Origin of the sequence: Pseudomonas sp. NPDC086581 (assembly GCF_044746165.1) — a bacterium.
In the GTDB taxonomy this organism is placed as follows: Bacteria; Pseudomonadota; Gammaproteobacteria; order Pseudomonadales; family Pseudomonadaceae; genus Pseudomonas.
Genome location: NZ_JBIVBR010000009.1, coordinates 122,703 through 143,371 on the forward strand (window position 1 = coordinate 122,703; position 20,669 = coordinate 143,371).

General features: G+C 65.2%; 18 protein-coding genes. 6 read left to right on the forward strand and 12 right to left on the reverse strand.

Annotated elements, in window-relative coordinates:
• Positions 1-72: 72 nt before the first annotated feature.
• Positions 73-2,694 carry a leucine--tRNA ligase gene (leuS, locus tag ACIPK7_RS18955; RefSeq protein WP_401089500.1) on the reverse strand — a complete coding sequence of 874 codons (2,622 nt, stop codon included), beginning with the start codon at positions 2,692-2,694 and terminating at the stop codon, positions 73-75.
• A 236-nt stretch (positions 2,695-2,930) separates the two neighbouring features.
• On the opposite strand from leuS, the gene ACIPK7_RS18960 reads away from it, so the two are divergent.
• Positions 2,931-3,362, forward strand: coding sequence for a hypothetical protein (locus ACIPK7_RS18960; RefSeq protein ID WP_192434906.1), 432 nt, complete (start codon positions 2,931-2,933; stop codon positions 3,360-3,362).
• Between the two features lie 46 nt (positions 3,363-3,408).
• The gene (locus ACIPK7_RS18965) at positions 3,409-4,170 is read left to right on the forward strand and encodes a YdcF family protein (RefSeq protein ID WP_401089502.1); all 762 of its coding nucleotides are present in this window, start codon (positions 3,409-3,411) and stop codon (positions 4,168-4,170) included.
• 48 nt (positions 4,171-4,218) lie between these two features.
• On the opposite strand, the gene lnt is transcribed toward ACIPK7_RS18965, so the two are convergent.
• The 5 genes from lnt to miaB all read right to left on the reverse strand — a co-directional run bounded on the left by lnt (position 4,219) and on the right by miaB (position 9,738).
• A complete protein-coding gene (gene lnt / locus ACIPK7_RS18970) occupies positions 4,219-5,751 on the reverse strand; it encodes an apolipoprotein N-acyltransferase (RefSeq protein ID WP_401089504.1) in 1,533 nt (510 codons plus the stop codon).
• Between the two features lie 207 nt (positions 5,752-5,958).
• Entirely contained in the window at positions 5,959-6,798 is an 840-nt protein-coding gene (locus ACIPK7_RS18975; protein WP_401089506.1) for an HlyC/CorC family transporter, read from the reverse strand.
• A gap of 21 nt (positions 6,799-6,819) precedes the next feature.
• A complete protein-coding gene (gene ybeY, locus ACIPK7_RS18980) occupies positions 6,820-7,281 on the reverse strand; it encodes an rRNA maturation RNase YbeY (protein ID WP_192434898.1) in 462 nt (153 codons plus the stop codon).
• The gene (locus ACIPK7_RS18985) at positions 7,274-8,275 is read right to left on the reverse strand and encodes a PhoH family protein (protein WP_192434896.1); all 1,002 of its coding nucleotides are present in this window, start codon (positions 8,273-8,275) and stop codon (positions 7,274-7,276) included. The genes ybeY and ACIPK7_RS18985 overlap by 8 nt, the downstream gene beginning before the upstream one ends.
• A 125-nt stretch (positions 8,276-8,400) precedes the next feature.
• Positions 8,401-9,738: a tRNA (N6-isopentenyl adenosine(37)-C2)-methylthiotransferase MiaB gene (gene miaB, locus ACIPK7_RS18990; protein WP_401089508.1), complete on the reverse strand. Its 1,338-nt coding sequence runs from the start codon at positions 9,736-9,738 to the stop codon at positions 8,401-8,403.
• A gap of 136 nt (positions 9,739-9,874) precedes the next feature.
• Between miaB and ACIPK7_RS18995 the strand changes: the two genes are divergently transcribed.
• Positions 9,875-10,207 (forward strand): DUF1820 family protein, encoded by a 333-nt coding sequence (locus ACIPK7_RS18995; protein ID WP_192434892.1) that lies wholly within the window; start codon positions 9,875-9,877, stop codon positions 10,205-10,207.
• Between the two features lie 137 nt (positions 10,208-10,344).
• On the opposite strand, the gene ACIPK7_RS19000 is transcribed toward ACIPK7_RS18995, so the two are convergent.
• The 4 genes from ACIPK7_RS19000 to ACIPK7_RS19015 all read right to left on the reverse strand — a co-directional run bounded on the left by ACIPK7_RS19000 (position 10,345) and on the right by ACIPK7_RS19015 (position 13,900).
• Positions 10,345-10,887, reverse strand: a complete 543-nt coding sequence (locus tag ACIPK7_RS19000; RefSeq protein ID WP_017521798.1) for a tetratricopeptide repeat protein — start codon at positions 10,885-10,887, stop codon at positions 10,345-10,347.
• Positions 10,888-11,116: 229 nt separating this feature from the next.
• Entirely contained in the window at positions 11,117-12,403 is a 1,287-nt protein-coding gene (gene hemL, locus ACIPK7_RS19005) for a glutamate-1-semialdehyde 2,1-aminomutase (RefSeq protein WP_401089510.1), read from the reverse strand.
• A 41-nt stretch (positions 12,404-12,444) separates the two neighbouring features.
• Positions 12,445-13,074 (reverse strand): thiamine phosphate synthase, encoded by a 630-nt coding sequence (gene thiE, locus ACIPK7_RS19010; protein WP_401089512.1) that lies wholly within the window; start codon positions 13,072-13,074, stop codon positions 12,445-12,447.
• 28 nt (positions 13,075-13,102) lie between these two features.
• The gene (locus tag ACIPK7_RS19015) at positions 13,103-13,900 is read right to left on the reverse strand and encodes a hydroxymethylpyrimidine/phosphomethylpyrimidine kinase (RefSeq protein ID WP_401089514.1); all 798 of its coding nucleotides are present in this window, start codon (positions 13,898-13,900) and stop codon (positions 13,103-13,105) included.
• Between the two features lie 208 nt (positions 13,901-14,108).
• Here ACIPK7_RS19015 and ACIPK7_RS19020 point away from each other — a divergent pair, with 208 nt between their 5' ends.
• Positions 14,109-16,499, forward strand: coding sequence for a 7TM diverse intracellular signaling domain-containing protein (locus ACIPK7_RS19020; RefSeq protein ID WP_401089516.1), 2,391 nt, complete (start codon positions 14,109-14,111; stop codon positions 16,497-16,499).
• Between the two features lie 151 nt (positions 16,500-16,650).
• Here ACIPK7_RS19020 and ACIPK7_RS19025 read toward each other — a convergent pair whose 3' ends face one another.
• Entirely contained in the window at positions 16,651-17,673 is a 1,023-nt protein-coding gene (locus ACIPK7_RS19025; protein ID WP_401089518.1) for a branched-chain amino acid aminotransferase, read from the reverse strand.
• Between the two features lie 372 nt (positions 17,674-18,045).
• A complete protein-coding gene (locus ACIPK7_RS19030) occupies positions 18,046-18,861 on the reverse strand; it encodes an IclR family transcriptional regulator (RefSeq protein ID WP_348589706.1) in 816 nt (271 codons plus the stop codon).
• A 141-nt stretch (positions 18,862-19,002) separates the two neighbouring features.
• Between ACIPK7_RS19030 and ACIPK7_RS19035 the strand changes: the two genes are divergently transcribed.
• Together ACIPK7_RS19035 and ACIPK7_RS19040 are read left to right on the forward strand one after the other, a co-directional pair.
• A complete protein-coding gene (locus ACIPK7_RS19035; protein WP_401089520.1) occupies positions 19,003-19,389 on the forward strand; it encodes a Zn-ribbon domain-containing OB-fold protein in 387 nt (128 codons plus the stop codon).
• Positions 19,386-20,537, forward strand: a complete 1,152-nt coding sequence (locus tag ACIPK7_RS19040) for a thiolase (RefSeq protein ID WP_401089522.1) — start codon at positions 19,386-19,388, stop codon at positions 20,535-20,537. The genes ACIPK7_RS19035 and ACIPK7_RS19040 overlap by 4 nt, the downstream gene beginning before the upstream one ends.
• Positions 20,538-20,669 lie beyond the last annotated feature (132 nt).

Below are 20,669 nucleotides of genomic sequence, written 5' to 3' on the forward strand. Positions count from 1 at the left end.
CCTCACTCCTGTTGATCCGGTATGCCCGTGGCGAAGGTGCCACGGGCGAATGGGTCTTTTCCAGCGTTGCTTTTAATTGGCGACGATATTGACCAGCTTGCCCGGCACCACGATGACCTTGCGGATGGTCAGGCCGTCGGTGAAGCGCAGCACGTTTTCGTTGGCGCGAGCAGCCGCTTCGACGTCTTCGCGGGTGGCGCTGGCGGGCATTTCGATGTGGCCGCGCAGCTTGCCGTTGACCTGTACCACCAGTTGCAGGCTGTCCTGTACCAGGGCGGCTTCGTCGACCTGCGGCCAGCTGGCGTCGATGACGGCGCCGTCCTTGCCCAGCTCCTGCCAGATCACATGGCAGATGTGCGGAGTGATCGGGGCGAGCAGCAGGGTGACGGTTTCCAGGCCTTCCTGCAGCAGGGCGCGATCTGCGGCGGATTCGGCCGGGGCTTTTTCCAGCACGTTCATCAGGGTCATCACGGCGGCAATGGCGGTGTTGAACTTGTGATGCTGGCCCACGTCCTGGCTGGCCTGGCGGATGGCCAGGTGGATGGCGCGGTGAATGGCCTTCTGTGCGTCGTCCAGCGCGGACTTGTCCACGGCGCCGGCAGGGCCTGCGTTGACGTGGGCCTGGGCCAGACGCCAGACGCGGCGCAGGAAGCGGTTGGCGCCTTCAATACCGGAGTCGGACCACTCGCAGCTCATGTCCGGCGGCGAGGCGAACATCATGAACAGGCGGCAGGTGTCGGCACCGTAGGCGTCGATCATGGCCTGCGGATCGACGCCGTTGTTCTTGGACTTGGACATCTTCTCGGTGCCGCCGATTTCTACCGGCAGGCCGTCGGTCTTCAGGCGCGCGCCGATGACCTTGGCCTTGGCGTCACGCTCGACTTCGACGTCAGCGGGGTTGAACCACTCCTTGCCGCCGTTCGCGGCGACGCGGTAGTAGGTCTCGGCGACCACCATGCCCTGGGTCAGCAGGTTCTTGAACGGCTCGTCGGAGTCGACCAGGCCTTCGTCGCGCATCAGTTTGTGGAAGAAGCGCGCGTAGAGCAGGTGGAGGATGGCGTGTTCGATGCCGCCGATGTACTGGTCGACCGGCAGCCAGTAGTTGGCGGCTTTCTTGTCCAGCATGCCGTCTTCGAACTGCGGGCAGGCGTAGCGGGCGAAGTACCAGGACGACTCGACGAAGGTGTCCATGGTGTCGGTTTCGCGCTTGGCCGGCTGGCCGCATTTCGGGCAGCTGCACTCGTAGAACGACGGCAGTTTGGCCAGCGGCGACCCGGCGCCGTCCGGCACCACGTCTTCAGGCAGGACGACCGGCAGCTGGTCGGCCGGGACCGGCACGTCGCCACAGGTGTCGCAATGGATGATCGGGATCGGGCAGCCCCAGTAACGCTGGCGGCTGATGCCCCAGTCGCGCAGGCGGAACTGGGTGCGCTGCTGGCCCAGGCCCTTGGCGGCGAGGTCGGCGCCAATGGCGTCGAACGCGGCCTGGTAGCCGAGACCATCGTACTTGCCGGAGTTGACGGTGATGACGCTCTCGTCCTTCAGGCCGTACCACTCTTTCCAGGTGCCGGATTCAAAGTCGTTGTCGCCTTCAACCTTGGCGATGACCTGGACGATCGGCAGACCGTACTTGTTGGAGAACTCGAAATCGCGCTCGTCGTGACCCGGCACGGCCATCACGGCGCCTTCGCCGTAGGTCATCAGGACGTAGTTGGCGATCCACACCGGCAGCTTGTCGCCGGTCAGCGGGTGCTCGACGAACAGGGAAGTGGCGACGCCCTTCTTCTCCTGGGTGGCGATGTCGGCTTCGGCGACGCCGCCGCGCTTGCACTCGTCGATGAACGCCTGCAGCGACGGATCGCGCTCGGCGGCCAGGGTGGCCAGCGGGTGCTCGGCGGCCACGGCGACGTAGGTGGCGCCCATCAGGGTGTCCGGACGGGTGGTGAAGACCTTCAGCTGGCCGGCTTCGCCAATGGAAGCCTGGTCATAGGGGAAGGCGATCTCCATGCCGCGGGACTTGCCGATCCAGTTGCGCTGCATGGTCTTGACCTGTTCCGGCCAGCCCGGCAGGTCGTCGAGGCTGGACAGCAGCTCTTCGGCGTAGGCGGTGATCTTGAAGTAGTACATCGGGATTTCGCGCTTCTCGATCAGCGCGCCCGAACGCCAGCCACGGCCGTCGATGACCTGCTCGTTGGCCAGTACGGTCTGGTCCGCCGGGTCCCAGTTCACGGTGCCGTTCTTGCGGTAGATCACGCCCTTCTCGAACAGGCGAGTGAACAGCCACTGTTCCCAGCGGTAGTAGTCCGGCTTGCAGGTGGTGACTTCGCGGGACCAGTCGATCGCCAGGCCCAGGCTGTTGAGCTGGGACTTCATGTAGGCGATGTTGTCGTAGGTCCAGGCGGCCGGGGCGACGTTGTTCTTCATCGCGGCATTTTCCGCCGGCATGCCGAACGCGTCCCAGCCCATCGGTTGCAGGACGTTCTTGCCCTGCATGCGGTGGTAGCGGCTGATCACGTCACCGATGGTGTAGTTGCGCACGTGCCCCATGTGTAGCTTGCCGCTCGGATACGGGAACATCGACAGGCAGTAGAACTTCTCCTTGCCGGCGACTTCGTCGACGCGGAAGGAGTTGTGTTCGTTCCAGAAGTTCTGGGCCTGGGATTCGATCTCGAGAGGCTGATATTGCTCGTGCATGGCGCGATTTGAACCTGTACGGAAAAGAATTGTGCAGCCAGGAAGGTCGAGTGGTCCTTTCGCTGAACCGACCCCTGAGAAGACACGGGCCGGGCGGCTACAGAAAGCCTCGTAGCATACATGACCCCCACCCGAGCCGGTAGCCCGCGCCGTTTGTCGCGCGCTCGGTGTGGCACGGGGTGGGCCGCTAAGCTTTGCCTGAGGGCGGGAGGTTTCCGCCTGTCTTGAGGTGACTGATGGCTGAGCTGCATCGCGCAAGTGCTTCGGGTTCCGGTCTGTATGAACGGTTGTTGCAACGGCTCGCGCTGGCCTTGGATGAGGCGAATACCGCTGAGCGACTACGTGACGAATGCCCCGTGGAACTGGAGTTGCGCGGTTTGAGCAGTGCCGAGATGGAGTTGATCAGGGCTTATCTGGACCAGGATGTGAACTGGCTGCGCGGTTGGCATGCGGCGGCGGAGGAGCTCGCCATGCTGGAGCGAGCCCCGGCCCGCGTGCCGCGCCACGTGCGTCAACCGACGCCGCCCAGCCGCCCGCGCCTGGTGCCGCGCCCGCAGCAATTGCAGTGCGCGCTGTGTGGCTCGCCGGTGGCCTGGAGCCGCCATCAGGGTGTGTTGCCTTGCACGTCCTGTGGCTCGCAGCTGTTTCGAAACGCGAAGGCACGCTGACATTTCCCCGATCCGTTAGGCTTGGCGCCTCGACAAGGAGTCGCCAATGCCTATCCGCTTCATCCTCAAACAGATTTTCATGCCGCCGGGATTGCTGCTGCTATTGCTCCTCCTGGGCTTCGTGCTGCGCCGGCGCTATCCGCGCTTGTCGGTGTTCTGCTTCTTTTCCGGTTTCCTTGGCCTGTTGGTGATGAGCCTGCCGGTGACGGTGGAGTGGGGCGCGCGCCAACTGGAGCAGCAGGATGCACTGAAGCAGACGGAGTGGGCGGGGCTCGCGCAGCGCGCCGACGCCATCGTCGTGCTCGGTGCTGGTCGGGTGCGCGGAGATCGCGCCTGGGACGAGGATCAGCCCGGCCTGATGGCCCGCGAGCGCATTCGCTACGCGGCGCGCCTGGCCAGGGCCAGTGGGCTGCCGGTGCTGACTTCCGGTGGCCTGCACTACGGCACGCCGCCCTCCGAGGCGCGGATCATGGCGCAGAGCCTGCTGGACGATTACGGCGTGCCGGTGCGCTGGGAGGAGGGAAGCAGCCGCACGACCTGGGAGAATGCACGGTTCAGCGCCGACATGCTGCGCGAGGCGGGTATAAGGCGGGTGGTGCTGGTCACCAGCGCCATCCATATGCCGCGCTCGATCTGGAGCTTTGAGAAGGCAGGGTTGGAAGTGGTGCCAGCGCCCTCGGGCTATATCGGCACGGATGACGTAGTGCCGATGGGCGGCTGGCTGCCGGAAGGGCGAGCAATCTGGCAGAGCGGGCAATTGCTCAATGAGGCAATCGGGCTGGTCGGCTATCGGTTGTTCTACCGCTAGCCTCCGCCATGAAAAAGGGCCTCGCAATGAGGCCCTTCTTCGTTGGAATCAGCCGAACAGTCGGCGTTCTTCCGGGTGCGTACGGCGGCGTACCAGCGCCCACACCAGCAGTACGGCGCTGAGGATCGCCAGCGGCCAGACGCGCCACTTCAGGTACGGGGTCAGGCCCTGCATCGGCACCACTTCGCCGCGCAGCACGCCTTGCTGGAACTGCGGAATCTGTACCGCCAGCTTGCCGAACGGGTCGATGAGCGCGGTGACCCCGTTGTTGGTGCCGCGCACCATCCAGCGACCGGCTTCCAGGGCACGCATCTGCGCCATCTGCAGGTGTTGCAGCGGGCCGATGGAGGTGCCGAACCAGGCGTCGTTGCTGATGGTCAGCAGCAGTTGGCTTTGCGCTGCCAGTTCGGCGGCGAACTCCGGATAGACCACTTCGTAGCAGATGTACGGCGCCACGGAGTAGCCCTTGGCCTTGAGCAGCGGCTGGTCGGCCGGGCCGCGGGCGAAGTCGGACATGGGCAGGTCGAAGAAGGCGATCAGGCCGCGCAGCAGGTCCTGCAGCGGGACGTACTCCCCGAAGGGCACCAGCTTCTGCTTGAGGTAGTTGCCGCTGCCTTCGCCGACCACGGTGATGCCGTTGTAGTAGCGAATGCCCTCGGTGGTCTTCTCGCGCACCGGTACGCCGGTGATGAGGGCCGCCTTCTTGGTGGTGGCGACGCCATTGATCATCTCCAGGTAGCCGGTGGCCTGGTCCTTGAGCACCGGCACGGCAGTTTCCGGCCAGACGATCAGGTCGACGTCGTTCTGCTCGGCGGTCAGGTCGCGGTACAGCTCCAGTTGGTGGGTAATGGCCTTCGGGTCCCACTTCATTTCCTGGGCGATATTGCCCTGCAGCGCGGCGACCTTCAGCGGTGCGCCGGCCGGAGTGGTCCAGGCGTGGCCCTTGTAGCCCAGGCCGACGGCCCAGGGCGCGATCAGCAGGATCAGGCCGGTGGCCAGCCGCGCGGGGCGGCGGCTCAAGGCCGGGAGGTTGATGATCAGCGCGCCGCTCAGGGCGATGGCGAAGGACACCAGCCAGACGCCGCCCAGCGGAGCGAGGCCGGCCAGCGGGCCTTCCAGCTGGCTGTAGCCGGCGTAAAGCCAGGGGAAACCGGTGAGGAACCAGCTGCGGAACAGTTCCAGCACCACCCACAGCGCGGCGAAGGCCAGCGCGTCGCTGACCGGCGCATTGTTGCGCCGAAAGAACTTCGCCCAGGCCCAGGCAGGCAGGGCGAAGAAGAACGCCACGCCGGCGCTGAATCCGCCGACCAGGAAGCCGGCCAGTGGCCCGGACGCGCCGCCGAAGTTGTGGATGCTGAAGTAGATCCAGCTGGTGCCGGCGATGAAGGCGCCGAAGCCATACCACCAGCCGCGCCAGAGCGCCGAGCCCGCGGGCGTGCCGCGCAGACCGAGGTAGAACAGGGCCAGCGAGAGCACCGCCAGAGGCCAGTAGCCGAATGGGGCCAGGGTCAGCGGCGTGAGCGCGCCAGCGGCCAGGGCGAGCAGGTGGCCTGGCAGGCCGGGGCGGGTGATCCAGCGCATCGGAAATCCTTGTTGCGGTTAAGCGATGCGCAAGAGTAATGGAGAGACGAACGGTAGGCTATGGGGATGAAAGCCAAAAGCCATGAGCTGACTGCGGCGGGATGTTGCAGGAAAGGTCGGAGTTGATTGTAGGAGCGAGCTTGCTCGCGAACGGCCGCCGCAGCGGAGTTCGTTCGCGAGCAAGCTCGCTCCTACAGGTATCTACCTTTAGTCCTGCAGCGGGGTGAGGCGCAGCAGGTGCAGCCGGCGGCTGTCCGCGTTGAGCACGCGGAAGCGGAAACCACCCAGTTCGGTGGTTTCGTTGCGCTTGGGCAGGTGGCCGAAGGCGCTCATCACCACGCCGCCGACGGTGTCGAATTCCTCTTCGGAAAATTCTGCGCCGAAGAAGTCGTTGAAGGCGTCCACCGGGGTCAGCGCCTTGACGATGAAGTCACCGCTGGGCAGTGGCTTGATGTAGCTGTCTTCCTCGACGTCGTGCTCATCCTCGATGTCGCCGACGATCTGCTCCAGCACGTCCTCAATGGTCACCAGCCCTGCCACACCGCCGTATTCGTCGATGACGATGGCCATGTGGTTGCGGTTGGCGCGGAACTCGCGCAGCAGGACGTTCAGGCGCTTGGACTCGGGCACGAAGGTGGCCGGGCGCAGCAGGTCCTTGATGTTGAAGGCGTGGTTCTGGTCGTGAAGGATCAGCGGCAGCAGATCCTTGGCCAGCAGGACGCCCATGATATCGTCCAGGCTCTCGCCGATCACCGGGTAGCGCGAGTGCGCCGCTTCGATGATGGCCGGGAGGAAGTCGGCGGGCTTCTGCGTCGACTTGATGGAGATCATCTGCGAACGCGGGATCATGATGTCGCGGACCTGGAGGTCCGCCACCTGGATCGCGCCTTCGACAATCGACAACGCTTCGCTGTCGAGCAGCTTGTTGGCGTGGGCTTCGCGCAGCAGCTCAAGCAGCTCCTGGCGGTTTCTCGGCTCATGGGCAAAAGCCTGGGTGATCTTGTCCAACCACGACTTGTGCCCATAGCTCGATCGGTCTTCGCTCATCTTTTCCTTGCTCGGTGGCTTTTATTCTTCATCGGCCGCGTATGGGTCCGGGTGACCCAGTTCGGCCAGCAATTCCCGTTCCAGGCCTTCCATCTCCTCGGCTTCTTCGTCTTCGATGTGATCGTAGCCGAGCAGGTGGAGGCAGCCATGGATGACGAGGTGGGCCCAGTGGGCCTCTGCGGACTTGCCCTGTTCGGCGGCCTCGCGGGTGACTACTGGGGCGCAGATCACCAGGTCGCCAAGCAGCGGGATGTCCAGCAACTCGTCGGGGACGTCGGCGGGGAAGGACAGTACGTTGGTGGCGTAGTCCTTGTGTCGCCAGGTCTTGTTCAGTTCGCGTCCTTCGGTTTCGTCCACCAGGCGGATGGTGAGTTCCGAATCATTCTGGCGCTGGCGCAAGGCCAGTTCGCACCATTGACGGAACTGCGCTTCGCTCGGCAGGCCGGCCGCTTTGGAAGCGACCTGCAGGTCCAGTTCAAGCATGCTTGTTGCCCTGGCCTTCCACGCCGGTCAGGCGGTTCTCGTAGGCGTCGTAGGCATCGACGATGCGCTGCACCAGCGGGTGGCGCACCACGTCCTTGGACTTGAAGTGGGTGAAGCTGATGCCGGGGACGTCGCGCAGCACTTCCATCACGTGCTTCAGGCCCGAGCGCGTGCCCTTGGGCAGGTCGACCTGGGTGACGTCGCCGGTGATCACCGCGGTGGAGCCGAAGCCGATCCGGGTGAGGAACATCTTCATCTGTTCCATCGTGGTGTTCTGGCTTTCGTCGAGAATGATGAAGCTGTTGCTCAGCGTGCGGCCGCGCATGTAGGCCAGCGGCGCGACTTCGATCACCTGGCGCTCGATCAGCTTGGCCACGGTTTCGAAGCCGAGCATCTCGTAGAGCGCGTCGTACAGAGGGCGCAGGTATGGGTCGATCTTCTGCGACAGGTCGCCGGGCAGGAAGCCGAGCTTCTCGCCGGCTTCGACCGCCGGGCGCACCAGCAGGATGCGGCGGATCTGCTCGCGCTCCAGGGCGTCCACGGCGCAGGCTACGGCGAGGTAAGTCTTGCCGGTGCCGGCCGGGCCGATGCCGAAGTTGATGTCGTGGTCGAGGATCGCCTTGACGTAGCGCTGCTGGTTCGCGCCGCGCGGGCGGATGTGCGCTTGCCGAGTCTTGAGCGTGACCAGCGGAGCGGCGGGCTCGACGGAGAGCTCTTCCAGACCGGATTCCTGCAGGAACAGGTGGACCATGTCCGGCGTCAGCTCGGTGCCATTCTGCACTTCGCGATAGAGGCGCTGCAGGAGGTTTTCGGCCGCTTGGGTGCGCTCCGGGGCACCGACCAGTTCGAACTGGTTGCCGCGGTTGCGGATCTCGATGCCGAGGCGCTTCTCGATCTGGTGCAGGTGTTCGTCGAACTGGCCGCACAGGTTGGCGAAGCTGCGGGCCTCGAAGGGCTCGAGCATGAAACGATGAATATCCAGGGGGGCGTTCAAGGTGTTGTCTAAGTCGCCGTGCTTCAAAGGGAGATGGTCGAAGAATAACCCCGTGCGACCGAGTACGAAAGTTCAGTCGCCAATGGGGTGGTCAACGGTCGGTTGCCAGTGACGTGCTTCAACTGTCAGTGACGTGCTTCCACCAGGGTTGCGCGTAGAGAGTTGGGCAGTGCCTCGTAGATTTCAACGTCGACGAACTGGCCGATCAGGCGCGGATTGTCGCAGCGGAAGTTGACCACGCGGTTGTTCTCGGTGCGGCCCTGCAGCTGGCCCGGATCGCGCTTGGCGTAGTCGGTGACGAGGATGCGCTGGATGGTGCCGACCATCCGCCTGCTGATTTCGAAGCCCTGGTGGTTGAGGCGGCTGTTGAGCGTCAGCAGGCGCTGCTTCTTCACCTCGTCCGGGGTGTCGTCGACCAGGTCGGCGGCCGGGGTGCCCGGGCGCGAGCTGTAGATGAAGGAGAAGGAATAATCGAATCCGACGTCCTCCACCAGCTTCAGGGTCTGCTCGAAGTCTTTCTCGGTCTCGCCGGGGAATCCGATGATGAAGTCCGAGCTGATGCAGATGTCCGGCACTGCCGCCTTCAGCTTGCGGATACGCGACTTGAATTCCAGCACGGTGTGGTTGCGCTTCATCGCCGCGAGTATGCGGTCGGAGCCGGCCTGCACCGGCAGGTGAACGAACTTCACCAGCTGCGGGACTTCGGCATGGGCGGCGATCAGCGAGTCGGAGAATTCCAGCGGGTGCGAGGTGGTGTAGCGGATGCGCTCGATGCCATCGACCTCGGCGACCACGCGGATCAGCTCGGCGAAGTCGGCTATGCGTCCGTCATGGGTCGGGCCGCGGTAGCCGTTGACGTTCTGGCCCAGCAGGGTGACTTCCTTCACGCCGTTCTCGGCCAGGTGGATCACCTCGGCCAGCACGTCGTCGAATGGGCGGCTGACTTCCTCGCCGCGGGTGTAGGGCACCACGCAGAAGGTGCAGTACTTGCTGCAGCCTTCCATCACCGAGACGAAGGCGGTGGGGCCGTCGACGCGTGGCTCGGGCAGGCGGTCGAACTTCTCGATTTCCGGGAAGGACACGTCCACCTGCGGTTTGCGGGTGGTGCGGGCGGCGTCGATCATTTCAGGCAGGCGGTGCAAAGTCTGCGGACCGAACACCACGTCGACGTACGGCGCGCGCTCGCGGATCGCCGCGCCTTCCTGGCTGGCCACGCAGCCACCGACTCCGATCACCAGGTCGGGGTTCTGCTGCTTGAGGGTGCGCCAGGCGCCCAGCTCGGAGAACACCTTCTCCTGGGCCTTCTCGCGGATCGAGCAGGTATTGAGCAGGATGACGTCGGCTTCTTCGGCCTTTTCGGTGATTTCCAGGGCCTGGTGTTCACCCAGCAGGTCGGCCATGCGCGAGCTGTCGTACTCGTTCATCTGGCAACCGTGGGTCTGGATGAAAAGCTTCTTGGCCATGGAACCTGTCTTGTTCTGGTTAAAAAATGACCGCGTATTATAAGCCCCGGGGCGGACATCTACCAGCGGCGGGCTTGAGGGGCGGCTGTCTGTGCTATGCTGCGTGCCCTTTTTGCAAAGCTGTCATCCTTCGTTCATGAGCAAACGCGAGAACCCGATCTACAAGGTGGTCTTCCTCAACCAGGGCCAGGTGTACGAGATGTACGCCAAGCAGATCTACCAGAGCGATCTGTGGGGCTTCCTGGAGATCGAGGAGTTCGTCTTCGGCGAGCGCACCCAGGTGGTGGTGGACCCCAGCGAGGAGAAGCTCAAGGCGCAATTCGATGGCGTCATCCGCAGCTTCGTGCCGCTGCACTCGATCATCCGCATCGACGAAGTGGAGCGCCTGGGCACCGCGAAGATCAGCGACGCCAAGCCCAGCGGCAACGTGATGCCGTTCCCCATGCCGATGCCGAGCAAGGACAACTGACGTTCTTCGTAGGAGCAAGCTTGCTCGCGAACCGTCCGGCAATAGGTGAATAACCTGGGACAAGCTAGTCGCCGGTTGCATGCGTGGCGGATAACGCTGGTGCGTTATGCGCCCTACGATGGCTGAGCGTGCGTGAATCAGGGCAGCGGCGAGAACGGCGAGTTGCCGGCAGTCTGCAGTTCGATCAGGTAGTTGCGGAAGATCTGCCCGAGCACCTTGGTGGCGATGTCCAGTTCGTCCTTGTTCATCTGCTCGGCGACCAGGTCGGCGCTGTCCATGGCGTCTTCGGCGCCGTTGACCGCGGCCATCTTCAGCACGATGTAGGCCTGCACGTTGTTGGCCTTCACACCTTCGCCACGGAAGAACATGGTGCCCAGTCGCAGCTGTGCATCGGCGTGGCCTTGCAGCGAAGCCTTCTCGTACCAGTGCAGGGCGGCCTGGAAGTCGCGCGGGGCGCGTTCGCCGGTGTAGAAGAATTCCCCCAGTTCGAACTGTGCCTGTGCATCGCCGGCGTTGGCAGCCTGTTGGCAGCTGGCCAGGGCCTGTTGCAGCTGTTCGGGCACGGTGTTCAGGGTGCAGCGTCCGGTGGCTGGAATCAGCAGCGAGTTGCCGCCCGCCTGAGTGAACAGGGGCAGTGCGAGCAACAGGCAACCCAGCAGGGTGCGACCGGAACGGTACATGGGGAGAAACGGCCTCCAGGATCGGGGCGGGTAAAACCCGGCCAGCGAAATGCGCCAGCCTTCACATTATGAAATAAGCAGGCGCTTCCTTACAAAGTCTTTACCTTCTTTTCTGTTTTTTTGCTGGAAACGGCTGCAATGGCGGGATGAGTGTAACGCGGATATAAAGCCCCGAAAGCAGCGGGGCAGAGCGGAAGGCGCCAGGACGGGCGCCTTCGCGTGGGGCGGCTTACTTGAGGGCGGCGAATGCGCGCTCGGCGGCGTCCAGGGTCAGTTTCAGTTCGGTTTCGCCGTGGGCGATGGAGGTGAAGCCGGCCTCGAAGGCGCTCGGAGCCAGGTAGATGCCGGCGTCCAGCATCAGGTGGAAGAAGCGCTTGAAGCGTTCCGCATCGCTGGTCATCACGTCGTCGAAGGTGATGATGTCATCGGCGCCGGTGAAGTACAGGCCGAACATCGCGGCACCCGCCTGGGTGGTCACGAAGGGGATGCCGGCGGCGTCGGCGCGCTCCTGCAGGCCCTGCAGCATGCGGGTGGTGTAGGTGGTCAGCTCGTCGTGGAAGCCGGGGCGGCTGATCAGGCGCAGGGTGGTCAGGCCGGCGGCCATGGCCAGCGGGTTGCCCGACAGGGTGCCGGCCTGGTAGACCGGGCCGAGCGGGGAAATCTGCTCCATGATCTGGCGCTTGCCGCCGAAGGCGCCCACCGGCATGCCGCCGCCAATGATCTTGCCGAAGGTCGACAGGTCCGGGGTGATGCCGTAGTGCGCCTGGGCGCCGCCCAGGGCCACGCGGAAGCCGGTCATCACTTCGTCGAAGATCAGCACCACGCCGTGCTGGTCGCACAGGCTGCGCAGACCTTCCAGGAAGCCCGGTGCCGGCGGAACGCAGTTCATGTTGCCGGCGACCGGTTCGACGATGATGCAGGCCACGTCCTTGCCGACTTCGGCCAGGGTCTTCTCGACGGCGGCGATGTCGTTGTACGGCAGGGTCAGGGTGTGCTTGGCGAAGGCTGCCGGCACGCCCGGGGAGTTCGGTACGCCGAAGGTCAGGGCGCCGGAGCCGGCTTTCACCAGCAGGCTGTCGGAGTGGCCGTGGTAGCAGCCTTCGAATTTGATGATGCTGTCGCGGCCGGTGTAGCCACGGGCCAGGCGGATGGCGCTCATGGTGGCTTCGGTGCCGGAGCTGACCATGCGCACCATGTCCATGGACGGCACCAGCGAGCAGACCAGATCGGCCATTTCCACTTCCAGTGCGGTCGGCGCGCCGTAGGACAGGCCGTGGTCAAGCTGCTTGCGCACGGCGTCGAGGACGTCCGGGTGGCTGTGGCCGAGGATCATCGGGCCCCAGGAGCCGACATAGTCGACGTAGCGCTTGTCATCCTCGTCCACCACGTAGGCGCCTTCCGCGTGCTTGAAGAACAGCGGGGTGCCGCCGACGCTCTTGAACGCGCGCACCGGCGAGTTCACGCCACCGGGGATGTGTTTCTGGGCATTGGCGAAAAGCGTTTCGGAACGGGACATGGTGTACCTCGCGAAGCTGTGAAGGGCTGGGCGCGTGGCGCTCAGCGGGTTTCGAAGAGTTGGCTGAAGGCGCGTGCGCGCTGTTCGACTTCGGCCGGAGAGTCGGCGGCGAACAGGGCGTGGATCACGGCGATCATGTCGGCGCCGCGGGCGATCAGTTCGGGCGCGTTTTCCAGGGTCACGCCGCCGATGGCCACCAGCGGCAGGTTGAAGCGAGCCTTGGCCTGTTCCAGCAGTTCGACGCTGGCGGCGGAGGCGCCGGGTTTGGTCTGGGAGGCGAAGAAGCGGCCGAAGGCGACGTAGCTGGCACCCTCGGCGATGGCCTTCTCGGCCATCTCGAGGCTGGCGTGGCAGGTGCCGCCGATGACGGCGTCGCGGCCGAGCAGGGCGCGGGCGGCGGCCAGCGAGCCGTCGGTCTGCCCCAGGTGTACGCTGACGCCCAGGCGCGCGGCCAGTTCGGCGTCATCGTTGATCAGCAGCGTGGCGCCATGGCGTGCGCAGAGCTCGCGCAGTGCCTCGGCTTCGCGCAGGCGGCGCGAGGCGTCGTCGGACTTGTCGCGGTACTGCAGCAGTTTGGCGCCGCCCTTCAGGGCTGCTTCGACGTAGGGCAACAGGCGGCCGCCGTCGAGCAGCTGGCTGTCGGTGATGGCGTAGAGTCCGCGCAGTTTCATCGGTGCCTCGATCCTTGGAACGGTTGAATCAGTTGCAATAGTCCAGCGGCAGGCGGCGAGGCACGTACTGGCCGTGGCCGGGCGCCTCCGCGTCACGCAGGGTGCGCCAGGTGTAGTCCAGGGCGCTGCGTACCGCGCTCACCAGTTCCTCGCCCAGGGCCAGGCGGCCGGCGAGGGTGCTCGCCAGGGTGCAGCCCGAGCCATGGTAGCTGCCGGGCAGGCGCTGGCAGGTGAAGGTGTGGCGCTGGCCGTCGCGGGTGTAGAGGCGATTGTGCACCTCGGATTCGTCGCCATGACCGCCGGTGATCAGCAGGGTCTGGATATAAGGCAGCAGCTTGTCGGCGCACTCGTCCGCGGTGCCCTCGGGCAGTTCGGCGAGGATGCGCGCTTCGGGCAGGTTCGGGGTAGCCACTGCGGCAATCGGCAGCAGGCGTTCGCGCATGGCGTAGCCGACGTCGTCCTTGCCCAGCGAGCCGCCGCCGCCGGCGCGCAGCACCGGGTCGCAGACCAGCGGGACGCCTGGCAGGGACTGCATGATCTCGACGACCGTATCGACCATCTGCACCGAGCCGAGCATGCCCAGCTTGACCGCGGCCACCGGCAGGTCGGCGATCACCGCGTTGGCCTGGGCCAGCACCCACTCGCGGTCGAGCACGCGGAAGTCGGAAACGTTGACGGTATCCTGAACGGTCAGCGCGGTGACGGTCGGCGCCGCGTGGCAGCCTTGGGCGATCAGGGCTTCGATGTCGGCCTGCAGGCCGGCACCGCCACTGGGATCGTGGCCGGACAGGCAGAGCACTACGGGACGGGAGGCAGGTGTTTTCATGGCGCGGGAGCTTATCACCAAATCGCCGTGCTGAGCTGACCGAACGGTCCAATGCGCATCGCCCGGCCGCGCCCTGTCCGGATGGTCGAATGCCACGGGCCACAAGGGCTGTGCTAGAGTTCGCCGATTCCAACACAACGCCTCCACGGCGCGCCAATGCAGGAGATGGGGATCTCCGGCGCAGCTGTCGGCGGCACTGCGGGGCACCATGCGGCACTGGCTGATCTTCCTGATCCTTCTCATCCTCTCGCCAGTGGCGAGCGCCATCAGCTTCGACGAGCACGTCGGGCAACTGCCCCTGGGCCGGGCGATGGATGTCTTCGAGGACGTGCGCGGCACGGCTGACATCGCCGAAATCAGCTCTCCGGCGCTGGCCGCCAGCTTCCGCCACCATGAGCGCGACGTGCTCAATGCCGGCTATTCGCGCTCGGTGTTCTGGCTGCGCCTGGACCTGGACTACCAGCCCAAGGCCTCGAAGGACCCTGCCAACTGGCTGCTGGAGCTGGCCTATCCGCCGCTCGACAAGCTTGACCTCTACCTGCCGGACGGCGAGGGCGGCTTCAAGCTGGCCCAGCGTACCGGCGATACCCTGCCCTTCGACAGCCGGCCGATCCGCCAGAACAACTACCTGTTCGACCTCAAGCTGGAGCCGGGCAAGCCGTTGCGCGTCTACCTGCGCCTGGAAAGCCAGGGCTCGATCCAGGCGCCGCTGACGCTGTGGTCACCCAAGGCCTATCTGGAAGAGCAGCCACAGCGCATCTATGTGCTGGGTATCATTTACGGCGTGCTGCTGGTGATGCTGATCTACAACCTGTTCATCTTCCTCAGCGTCCGCGACACCAGCTACCTCTATTACATCCTTTATATAGCCTCGTTCGGCTTCTACCAGATCTCGGTCAACGGCGCGGGCATCGAGTACTTCTGGCCGAACAATCCCTGGTGGGCCAACGCCGCCACGCCCTTCCTGATCGGTTCGGCCGGCCTGTTCGGCTGCCAGTTCGCCCGCAGCTTCCTGCATACCCGCGAGCACAGCCTGTGGATCGATCGCATCCTGCGCGTGCTGATGAGCGTCGGTGCGCTGGTGATGGTGCTGGCGCTGACGGTCAGCTACGCCATCGCCCTGCGGCTGGCCACCTACCTGGCGCTGGCCTTCACCGTGGTGATCTTCACTGCCGGCATCGTCGCCTGGCTGCGCGGCATGCGCGTGGCGCGCTACTTCATTTTCGCCTGGAGCGCCTTCCTGCTCGGCGGAGTCATCAACACGCTGATGGTGCTGGGCTTGCTACCCAACATCTTCCTGACCATGTACGCCAGCCAGATCGGTTCGGCGCTGGAGGTCGGCCTGCTGTCCCTGGCGCTGGCGGACCGCATCAACGCCATGAAGGAGGAGCGCACGCGCATCCTCCAGGAAACCAGCCGCAAACTGGAGCAGCTGAACCTGGAACTGGCCAGCAGCAACCGCCTGAAGGACGAATTCCTCGCCACCGTCACCCACGAACTGCGCACGCCCATGAGCGGGGTGATCGGTTCGCTGGAGCTGATGCAGACGGTGCCCATGGACATCGAGCTGGCGCAGTACCACAAAACCGCCACCGGCTCGGCGCGCGACATGATGCGCATGGTCAACGACATCCTCGCGCTGATCGAGCTGCAGGCCGGCAAGCTCTACCCGCGCCGCGAGCCGTTCAGCCTGCGCGGCCTGTGCGACGGTCTGCGCGCGCAGTACGCGCCACGTGCCGAAGAGCGCGGGCTGCGCTTCGTCCTGCAACTGGATGAGAGCCTGCCCGACACGCTCGAGGGCGATGCCGGCAAGCTGACCCAGGCGCTGGGCTACCTGATCGACAACGCCATCAAGTTCACCCATCAGGGCGGCGTGCACCTGCGGGTTGCCGGTGTGCCGAACGGCGAAGGGCTGGCGCTGCGTATCGAAGTGCAGGACAGCGGCATCGGCTTCTCCACCCCCTCCGATGGCGCGCTCTATCAGCGCTTCTTCCAGCTCGACGGTTCGCTGACCCGCGAGTACGGCGGCCTCGGTATCGGTCTGGCGCTGACCCGCAAGCTGGTCGCGCTGCTGGGCGGTACGCTGACCCATGAGTCCGTGCCGGGGCAGGGCAGCCGTTTCATTCTCGAATTGCAGGTTGGTCAGCCGGTGCAAGGCATCGCTCCGCCGCCGCGTCGCGCGGGCGGCCAGGCGCTGCGCAGTCCGGACCAGTGCACCGTGCTGGTGGTGGAGGACAACGCCATCAACCAACTGGTGATCCGCGGCATGCTGCTCAAGCTCGGTTACCGCGTGCGCACGGCCGACAACGGCGCCGAAGCCATCGAGCTGCTGCGCCGGGAAGCTATCGACACTGTGCTGCTGGATTGCCAGATGCCGGTGATGGACGGCTTCGCCACCTGCCGGGCGATCCGCACGCTGCCGCGTTGCGCTGACTTGCCGGTGCTCGCGATCACCGCCCATAGCCACAGCGGCGACCGCGAGCGCTGCCTGGCTGCGGGGATGAGCGACTACATGGCCAAGCCGGTGAAGTTCGAGGAACTGCAGACCCTGCTGCATGACTGGCTGCTGTGCCAGCCGGCGCTGCCCAGTTCAGCCTGATGCGACAGGTCAAGGGGCCCTTTCCCTGAAGGGAGAGGGCCAGCCCGAGCGCAGAAGTATCCGTAGTAGCGGGAAGCCCCTATCGGCCCAAATAAAAACGCCGCGCTACCTTCTGGTAGGGCGGCGTTGTGTCTTGGGCGGAACGTCAGTCTCAGTCGACCTTGACCACCCAGCCTTCCGGGCCTTCCACATCGCCCTTCTGGATGCCGGTCAGCTCTTCATAGAGGCGACGGGTCACCGGGCCGACGTCTTCGCGGCTGAAGAACACGTGCAGGTTGTCCTTGTACTGGATGCCGCCGATCGGGGTGATCACCGCCGCGGTACCGCAGGCGCCGGCTTCCTTGAAGCGGCCGAGGTCGTCGATGTGCACGTCGCCTTCGACCACTTTCAGGCCCAGGCGCTGTTCGGCCAGCTGCATCAGCGACAGGCGGGTGATGCCTGGCAGCACCGAGCTGGAGCGCGGGGTGACGAACTCGTTGTCATGGGTGATGGCGAAGAAGTTTGCCGAGCCCACTTCCTCGATGCGGCTGTGGGTGGCCGGATCGAGGTAGATGCAGTCGGCGAAGCCGTCTTTCTTGGCCTGGGCGCCCGGCATCAGGCTGGCTGCGTAGTTGCCGCCGACCTTGGCGGCGCCGGTGCCGTTGGGCGCGGCGCGGTCGTAGGTGGAGATCACGAAGTCATGGGGCTTCATGCCGCCCTTGAAGTAGGCGCCGACCGGAATGCAGAACACCGAGAAGATGAATTCCGGAGCCGGGCGCACGCCGATGTTGTCGCCCACGCCGATCACGAACGGGCGCAGGTACAGCGCGCCGCCCGAGCCGTACGGCGGAATGAAGCGCTCGTTGGCGCGCACGACCTGCTTGCAGGCCTCGATGAACTGCGCTTCGGAGACTTGCGGCATCAGTACGCGAGCGCAGCTGCGGGCCATGCGCGCGGCGTTCTGGTCCGGACGGAACAGGTTGATCGTGCCGTCCTTGCAGCGGTAGGCCTTGAGGCCTTCGAAGCACTGCTGGCCGTAGTGCAGGGCGGAGGAGCCTTCGCTGATGTGCAGGGTGTTGTCTTCGGTCAGCTTGCCGTCGTCCCACAGACCATCGCGCCAGTGGGAGATATAGCGGAAGTCGGTCTTGATGTAATCGAATCCGAGCGTGCCCCAATCGATGTCTTTCTGTTCCATGGTTGCCTCATTCAATGGGATTACCTGCGGCTGCCGCGAGCCATGCAAGGCCGGCGAACATCCGGGCAGAGGGTTTGGCGGGCTCTGGCAGCGGGCTGCCTGAATCGCAACGGATTCAGGCGTGCGGCGGGAACGGTGTTCTCCGCGGGATGGTCACCGCCAGGACTCCATCAAGACTTGCCATGATACCGGCGATAGTCGCGGCTGTGGGCCCCTGGCGGCGAATATCGCTGCCATCAGTCGCATCGGGAATGCAGCGACACGGGCGCCGGCGCGCGGGGTTCCGCTGTGCGGTTTCGCGCCGGGGCTGCCGTTTCCATTGAAATCATCCATTCACATGAATGTCATTCCATATGATGAATGACCTTCAGGTTATTTCGCCGGGCTGGTGGAACTCTGCGGGAACAGCGAGCGGCTGATGAAGCGGGCCGTCTCGTGCAGGCTGGCGCCAATCTGCTCCAGCTTCTCACGGTCGTGCTGGGCGCTGATGCCGATGCCGGAAATGATGAAGCGCGGCTGGCGGTCGTGGTCGATGATCGCGCTGGCGACCATGCTGACGCCGCGGTAGAGGTGGTCCTGGTCGATGGCCCAGCCGCGCTCCAGAGCGGCGGCGGCGTCGCTGCGGTACTCCTCGAAACTCGGCGGATTCTCCCAGCGTACGCGAGTCAGGCGACGTCGCAGCTCATCCTCCGGAAGGTTGCGCAGCCCGGCGATGCAGCGCCCTGCGGCGCCCACCAGTTCCGGCAGGCGCGAGCCCACGGCGACGTTGACGTGCGCCACGGTCGGCGCGGACACGGCGATCACGCGGATGTGCGCATCGTCGGTGACCTGCCACAGGGTGATCAGGATGTGGTGGCTGGTGCTCAGGCGCTCCAGCTCCGGCTGGATCAGGTCGGCGTAGCTGCGGCCGATGAAGCTCACTGCCAGCTCCGACAGGCCCAGGCCCAGGCGGTAGGTCTTGGTCTCGTTGTCGAACGAGGTCAGCTGTTCGTTGCTCAGTGTGCGCAGGATATTGAAGGTGGTGCTCGGGCTGATGCCGGTGGCGCGGGCGATGGCGGTAGCGCCTTCGGGGCCTTCGGCGTTGGCCAGGTGACGCAGGATCTGGATGGCGTTCACCACGGCGCCGACATCCTTGGCGCCGCCGGTGCGTTTGCTGCTGGCTTCTTCGACGGTCTTTTCAGTGGTCATATTCTGTATTCTGATTGACATTCAGTATCGTGAATGTATTCTGACCCTGCGACGCCTGCAACGGCTTCTGTGAAGCTGGCTTGGCATGGGCGGTAACGCACTTTGCAACAAAGGCAGAACAAGAACAAAGGAGAAACCTCAATGGTGGATTTCCCCGACCGCAACATGCCAGGGCCAGAGGCGCAGTACCTCGCCTTCCTCGCCCAGGGGCGCTTCATGTTGCAGCGCAGCGCCTCCACCGGCCGGCACGTGTTCTACCCGCGCACCCAGGTGCCCGGCAGCGGCGAAACGGACCTGGAATGGGTTCCCGCCAGTGGCCTGGGTACCCTTTATGCCCTGACCGTCAACCGCGCCCGCAGCGGTGACTACAACGTCGCCCTGGTCGACCTCGACGAAGGCGTGCGCATGATGTCCCGTATCGAAGGCCATCTCAGCCTGCCCATCGGCACCCGCGTCAAGGCGCGCATCGCCCAGCAGGACAGCGGCCCCGCCGTCGTCTTCGAGCCCCTGGCGGAGGCACAGTCATGAGCCAGGTCCTGCGCGGCAAGACCGCCATCGTCGGCATCGGCAGCGCCGGTATCGGCGAAGCCCACGGCTACAGCGCCATGGAACTGCTCGGCCAGGCCTCGTTGAAGGCCATCGCCGATGCGGGGCTTGCGCTCTCGGACATCGACGCGGTGTTCTCGGCCACCAGCTCCCACGCCTTCCCGACGCTCTCAGTCTGCGAGTACCTCGGCATCAAGCCGAAATTCGTCGACGGCACCAACGTCGGTGGCTCCAGCTTCGAGCTGCACCTGCTGCAGGCGACCCTGGCCCTGGAAGCCGGCCTGTGTGACGCGGCGCTGATCTGCTACGGCTCCAACCAGCGCACTGCCGGCGGCAAGCTGGTGTCGATGAGCGAACCGCAGTGGCACGAGACGCCCTACCAGCCGCGCCACCCGATTACCGCCTACGCCCTGGCCGCCAGCCGCCACATGCATCAATACGGCACCACCCGCGAGCATCTGGCCGAAGTGGCCGTGGCGGCGCGCGGTTGGGCCAACCTCAACCCCGAGGCCTTTGCCCGTGGCCCGCTGAGCATCGATGAGGTGCTCGCCGCACGGATGGTCAGCGACCCGCTGAGCAAGGCCGACTGTTGCCTGGTCACCGATGGCGGCGGCGCCTGCGTGATGGTGCGTGCCGACCGCGCGCGCGACCTGCCCAAAGCGCCGATCTACTTCCTCGGCGCCGCCGGCGCGCAGTGGCACCGCTCCATCGTCGCCATGCCTGACCTCACCGTCACCGCCGCTTCCGAGAGCGGCCCGCGCGCCATGCAGATGGCCGGGGTGCAGCACGCGGACATCGACCTGGTGATGGTCTACGACGCCTTCACCATCAATACGATCCTGTTCCTCGAAGACCTCGGCTTCTGCCCGAAGGGCGAGGGTGGCCGCTTCGTCCAGGGCGGACGCATCGCCCCCGGCGGCGAGCTGGCGGTGAACACCAACGGCGGCGGGCTGTCCTGTGTGCATCCGGGCATGTACGGCATGTTCCTGATCATCGAGGCGGTCACCCAGCTGCGCCGCCAGGCCGGTGAACGCCAGCTGAAGAAGGCCGATGTGGCTCTGCTGCACGGCAATGGCGGGACCTTGTCCAGCCAGGTGACCGCACTGCTCGGCACCCAAGCCGTGCTCTGAAATCCCGTGCCCTGACAGTCAGGGCTCTGAAACTCGGGGCTGACGCTCCCGGTGGCTGCTGCTCGCAGCCTGCCGTGGACGCGTTCGCCCTCGCGCCGGCACGCAAACGCCCGGCACCCGCTACTTGTTCAG

Coding starts and splice junctions, on each gene's coding strand:
- leuS (WP_401089500.1), bottom strand. CDS start 2,694: ATGCACGAGCAATATCAGCCTCTCGAGATCGAATCCCAGGCCCAGAAC.
- ACIPK7_RS18960 (WP_192434906.1), top strand. CDS start 2,931: ATGGCTGAGCTGCATCGCGCAAGTGCTTCGGGTTCCGGTCTGTATGAA.
- ACIPK7_RS18965 (WP_401089502.1), top strand. CDS start 3,409: ATGCCTATCCGCTTCATCCTCAAACAGATTTTCATGCCGCCGGGATTG.
- lnt (WP_401089504.1), bottom strand. CDS start 5,751: ATGCGCTGGATCACCCGCCCCGGCCTGCCAGGCCACCTGCTCGCCCTG.
- ACIPK7_RS18975 (WP_401089506.1), bottom strand. CDS start 6,798: ATGAGCGAAGACCGATCGAGCTATGGGCACAAGTCGTGGTTGGACAAG.
- ybeY (WP_192434898.1), bottom strand. CDS start 7,281: ATGCTTGAACTGGACCTGCAGGTCGCTTCCAAAGCGGCCGGCCTGCCG.
- miaB (WP_401089508.1), bottom strand. CDS start 9,738: ATGGCCAAGAAGCTTTTCATCCAGACCCACGGTTGCCAGATGAACGAG.
- ACIPK7_RS18995 (WP_192434892.1), top strand. CDS start 9,875: ATGAGCAAACGCGAGAACCCGATCTACAAGGTGGTCTTCCTCAACCAG.
- ACIPK7_RS19000 (WP_017521798.1), bottom strand. CDS start 10,887: ATGTACCGTTCCGGTCGCACCCTGCTGGGTTGCCTGTTGCTCGCACTG.
- hemL (WP_401089510.1), bottom strand. CDS start 12,403: ATGTCCCGTTCCGAAACGCTTTTCGCCAATGCCCAGAAACACATCCCC.
- thiE (WP_401089512.1), bottom strand. CDS start 13,074: ATGAAACTGCGCGGACTCTACGCCATCACCGACAGCCAGCTGCTCGAC.
- ACIPK7_RS19015 (WP_401089514.1), bottom strand. CDS start 13,900: ATGAAAACACCTGCCTCCCGTCCCGTAGTGCTCTGCCTGTCCGGCCAC.
- ACIPK7_RS19020 (WP_401089516.1), top strand. CDS start 14,109: ATGCGGCACTGGCTGATCTTCCTGATCCTTCTCATCCTCTCGCCAGTG.
- ACIPK7_RS19025 (WP_401089518.1), bottom strand. CDS start 17,673: ATGGAACAGAAAGACATCGATTGGGGCACGCTCGGATTCGATTACATC.
- ACIPK7_RS19030 (WP_348589706.1), bottom strand. CDS start 18,861: ATGACCACTGAAAAGACCGTCGAAGAAGCCAGCAGCAAACGCACCGGC.
- ACIPK7_RS19035 (WP_401089520.1), top strand. CDS start 19,003: ATGGTGGATTTCCCCGACCGCAACATGCCAGGGCCAGAGGCGCAGTAC.
- ACIPK7_RS19040 (WP_401089522.1), top strand. CDS start 19,386: ATGAGCCAGGTCCTGCGCGGCAAGACCGCCATCGTCGGCATCGGCAGC.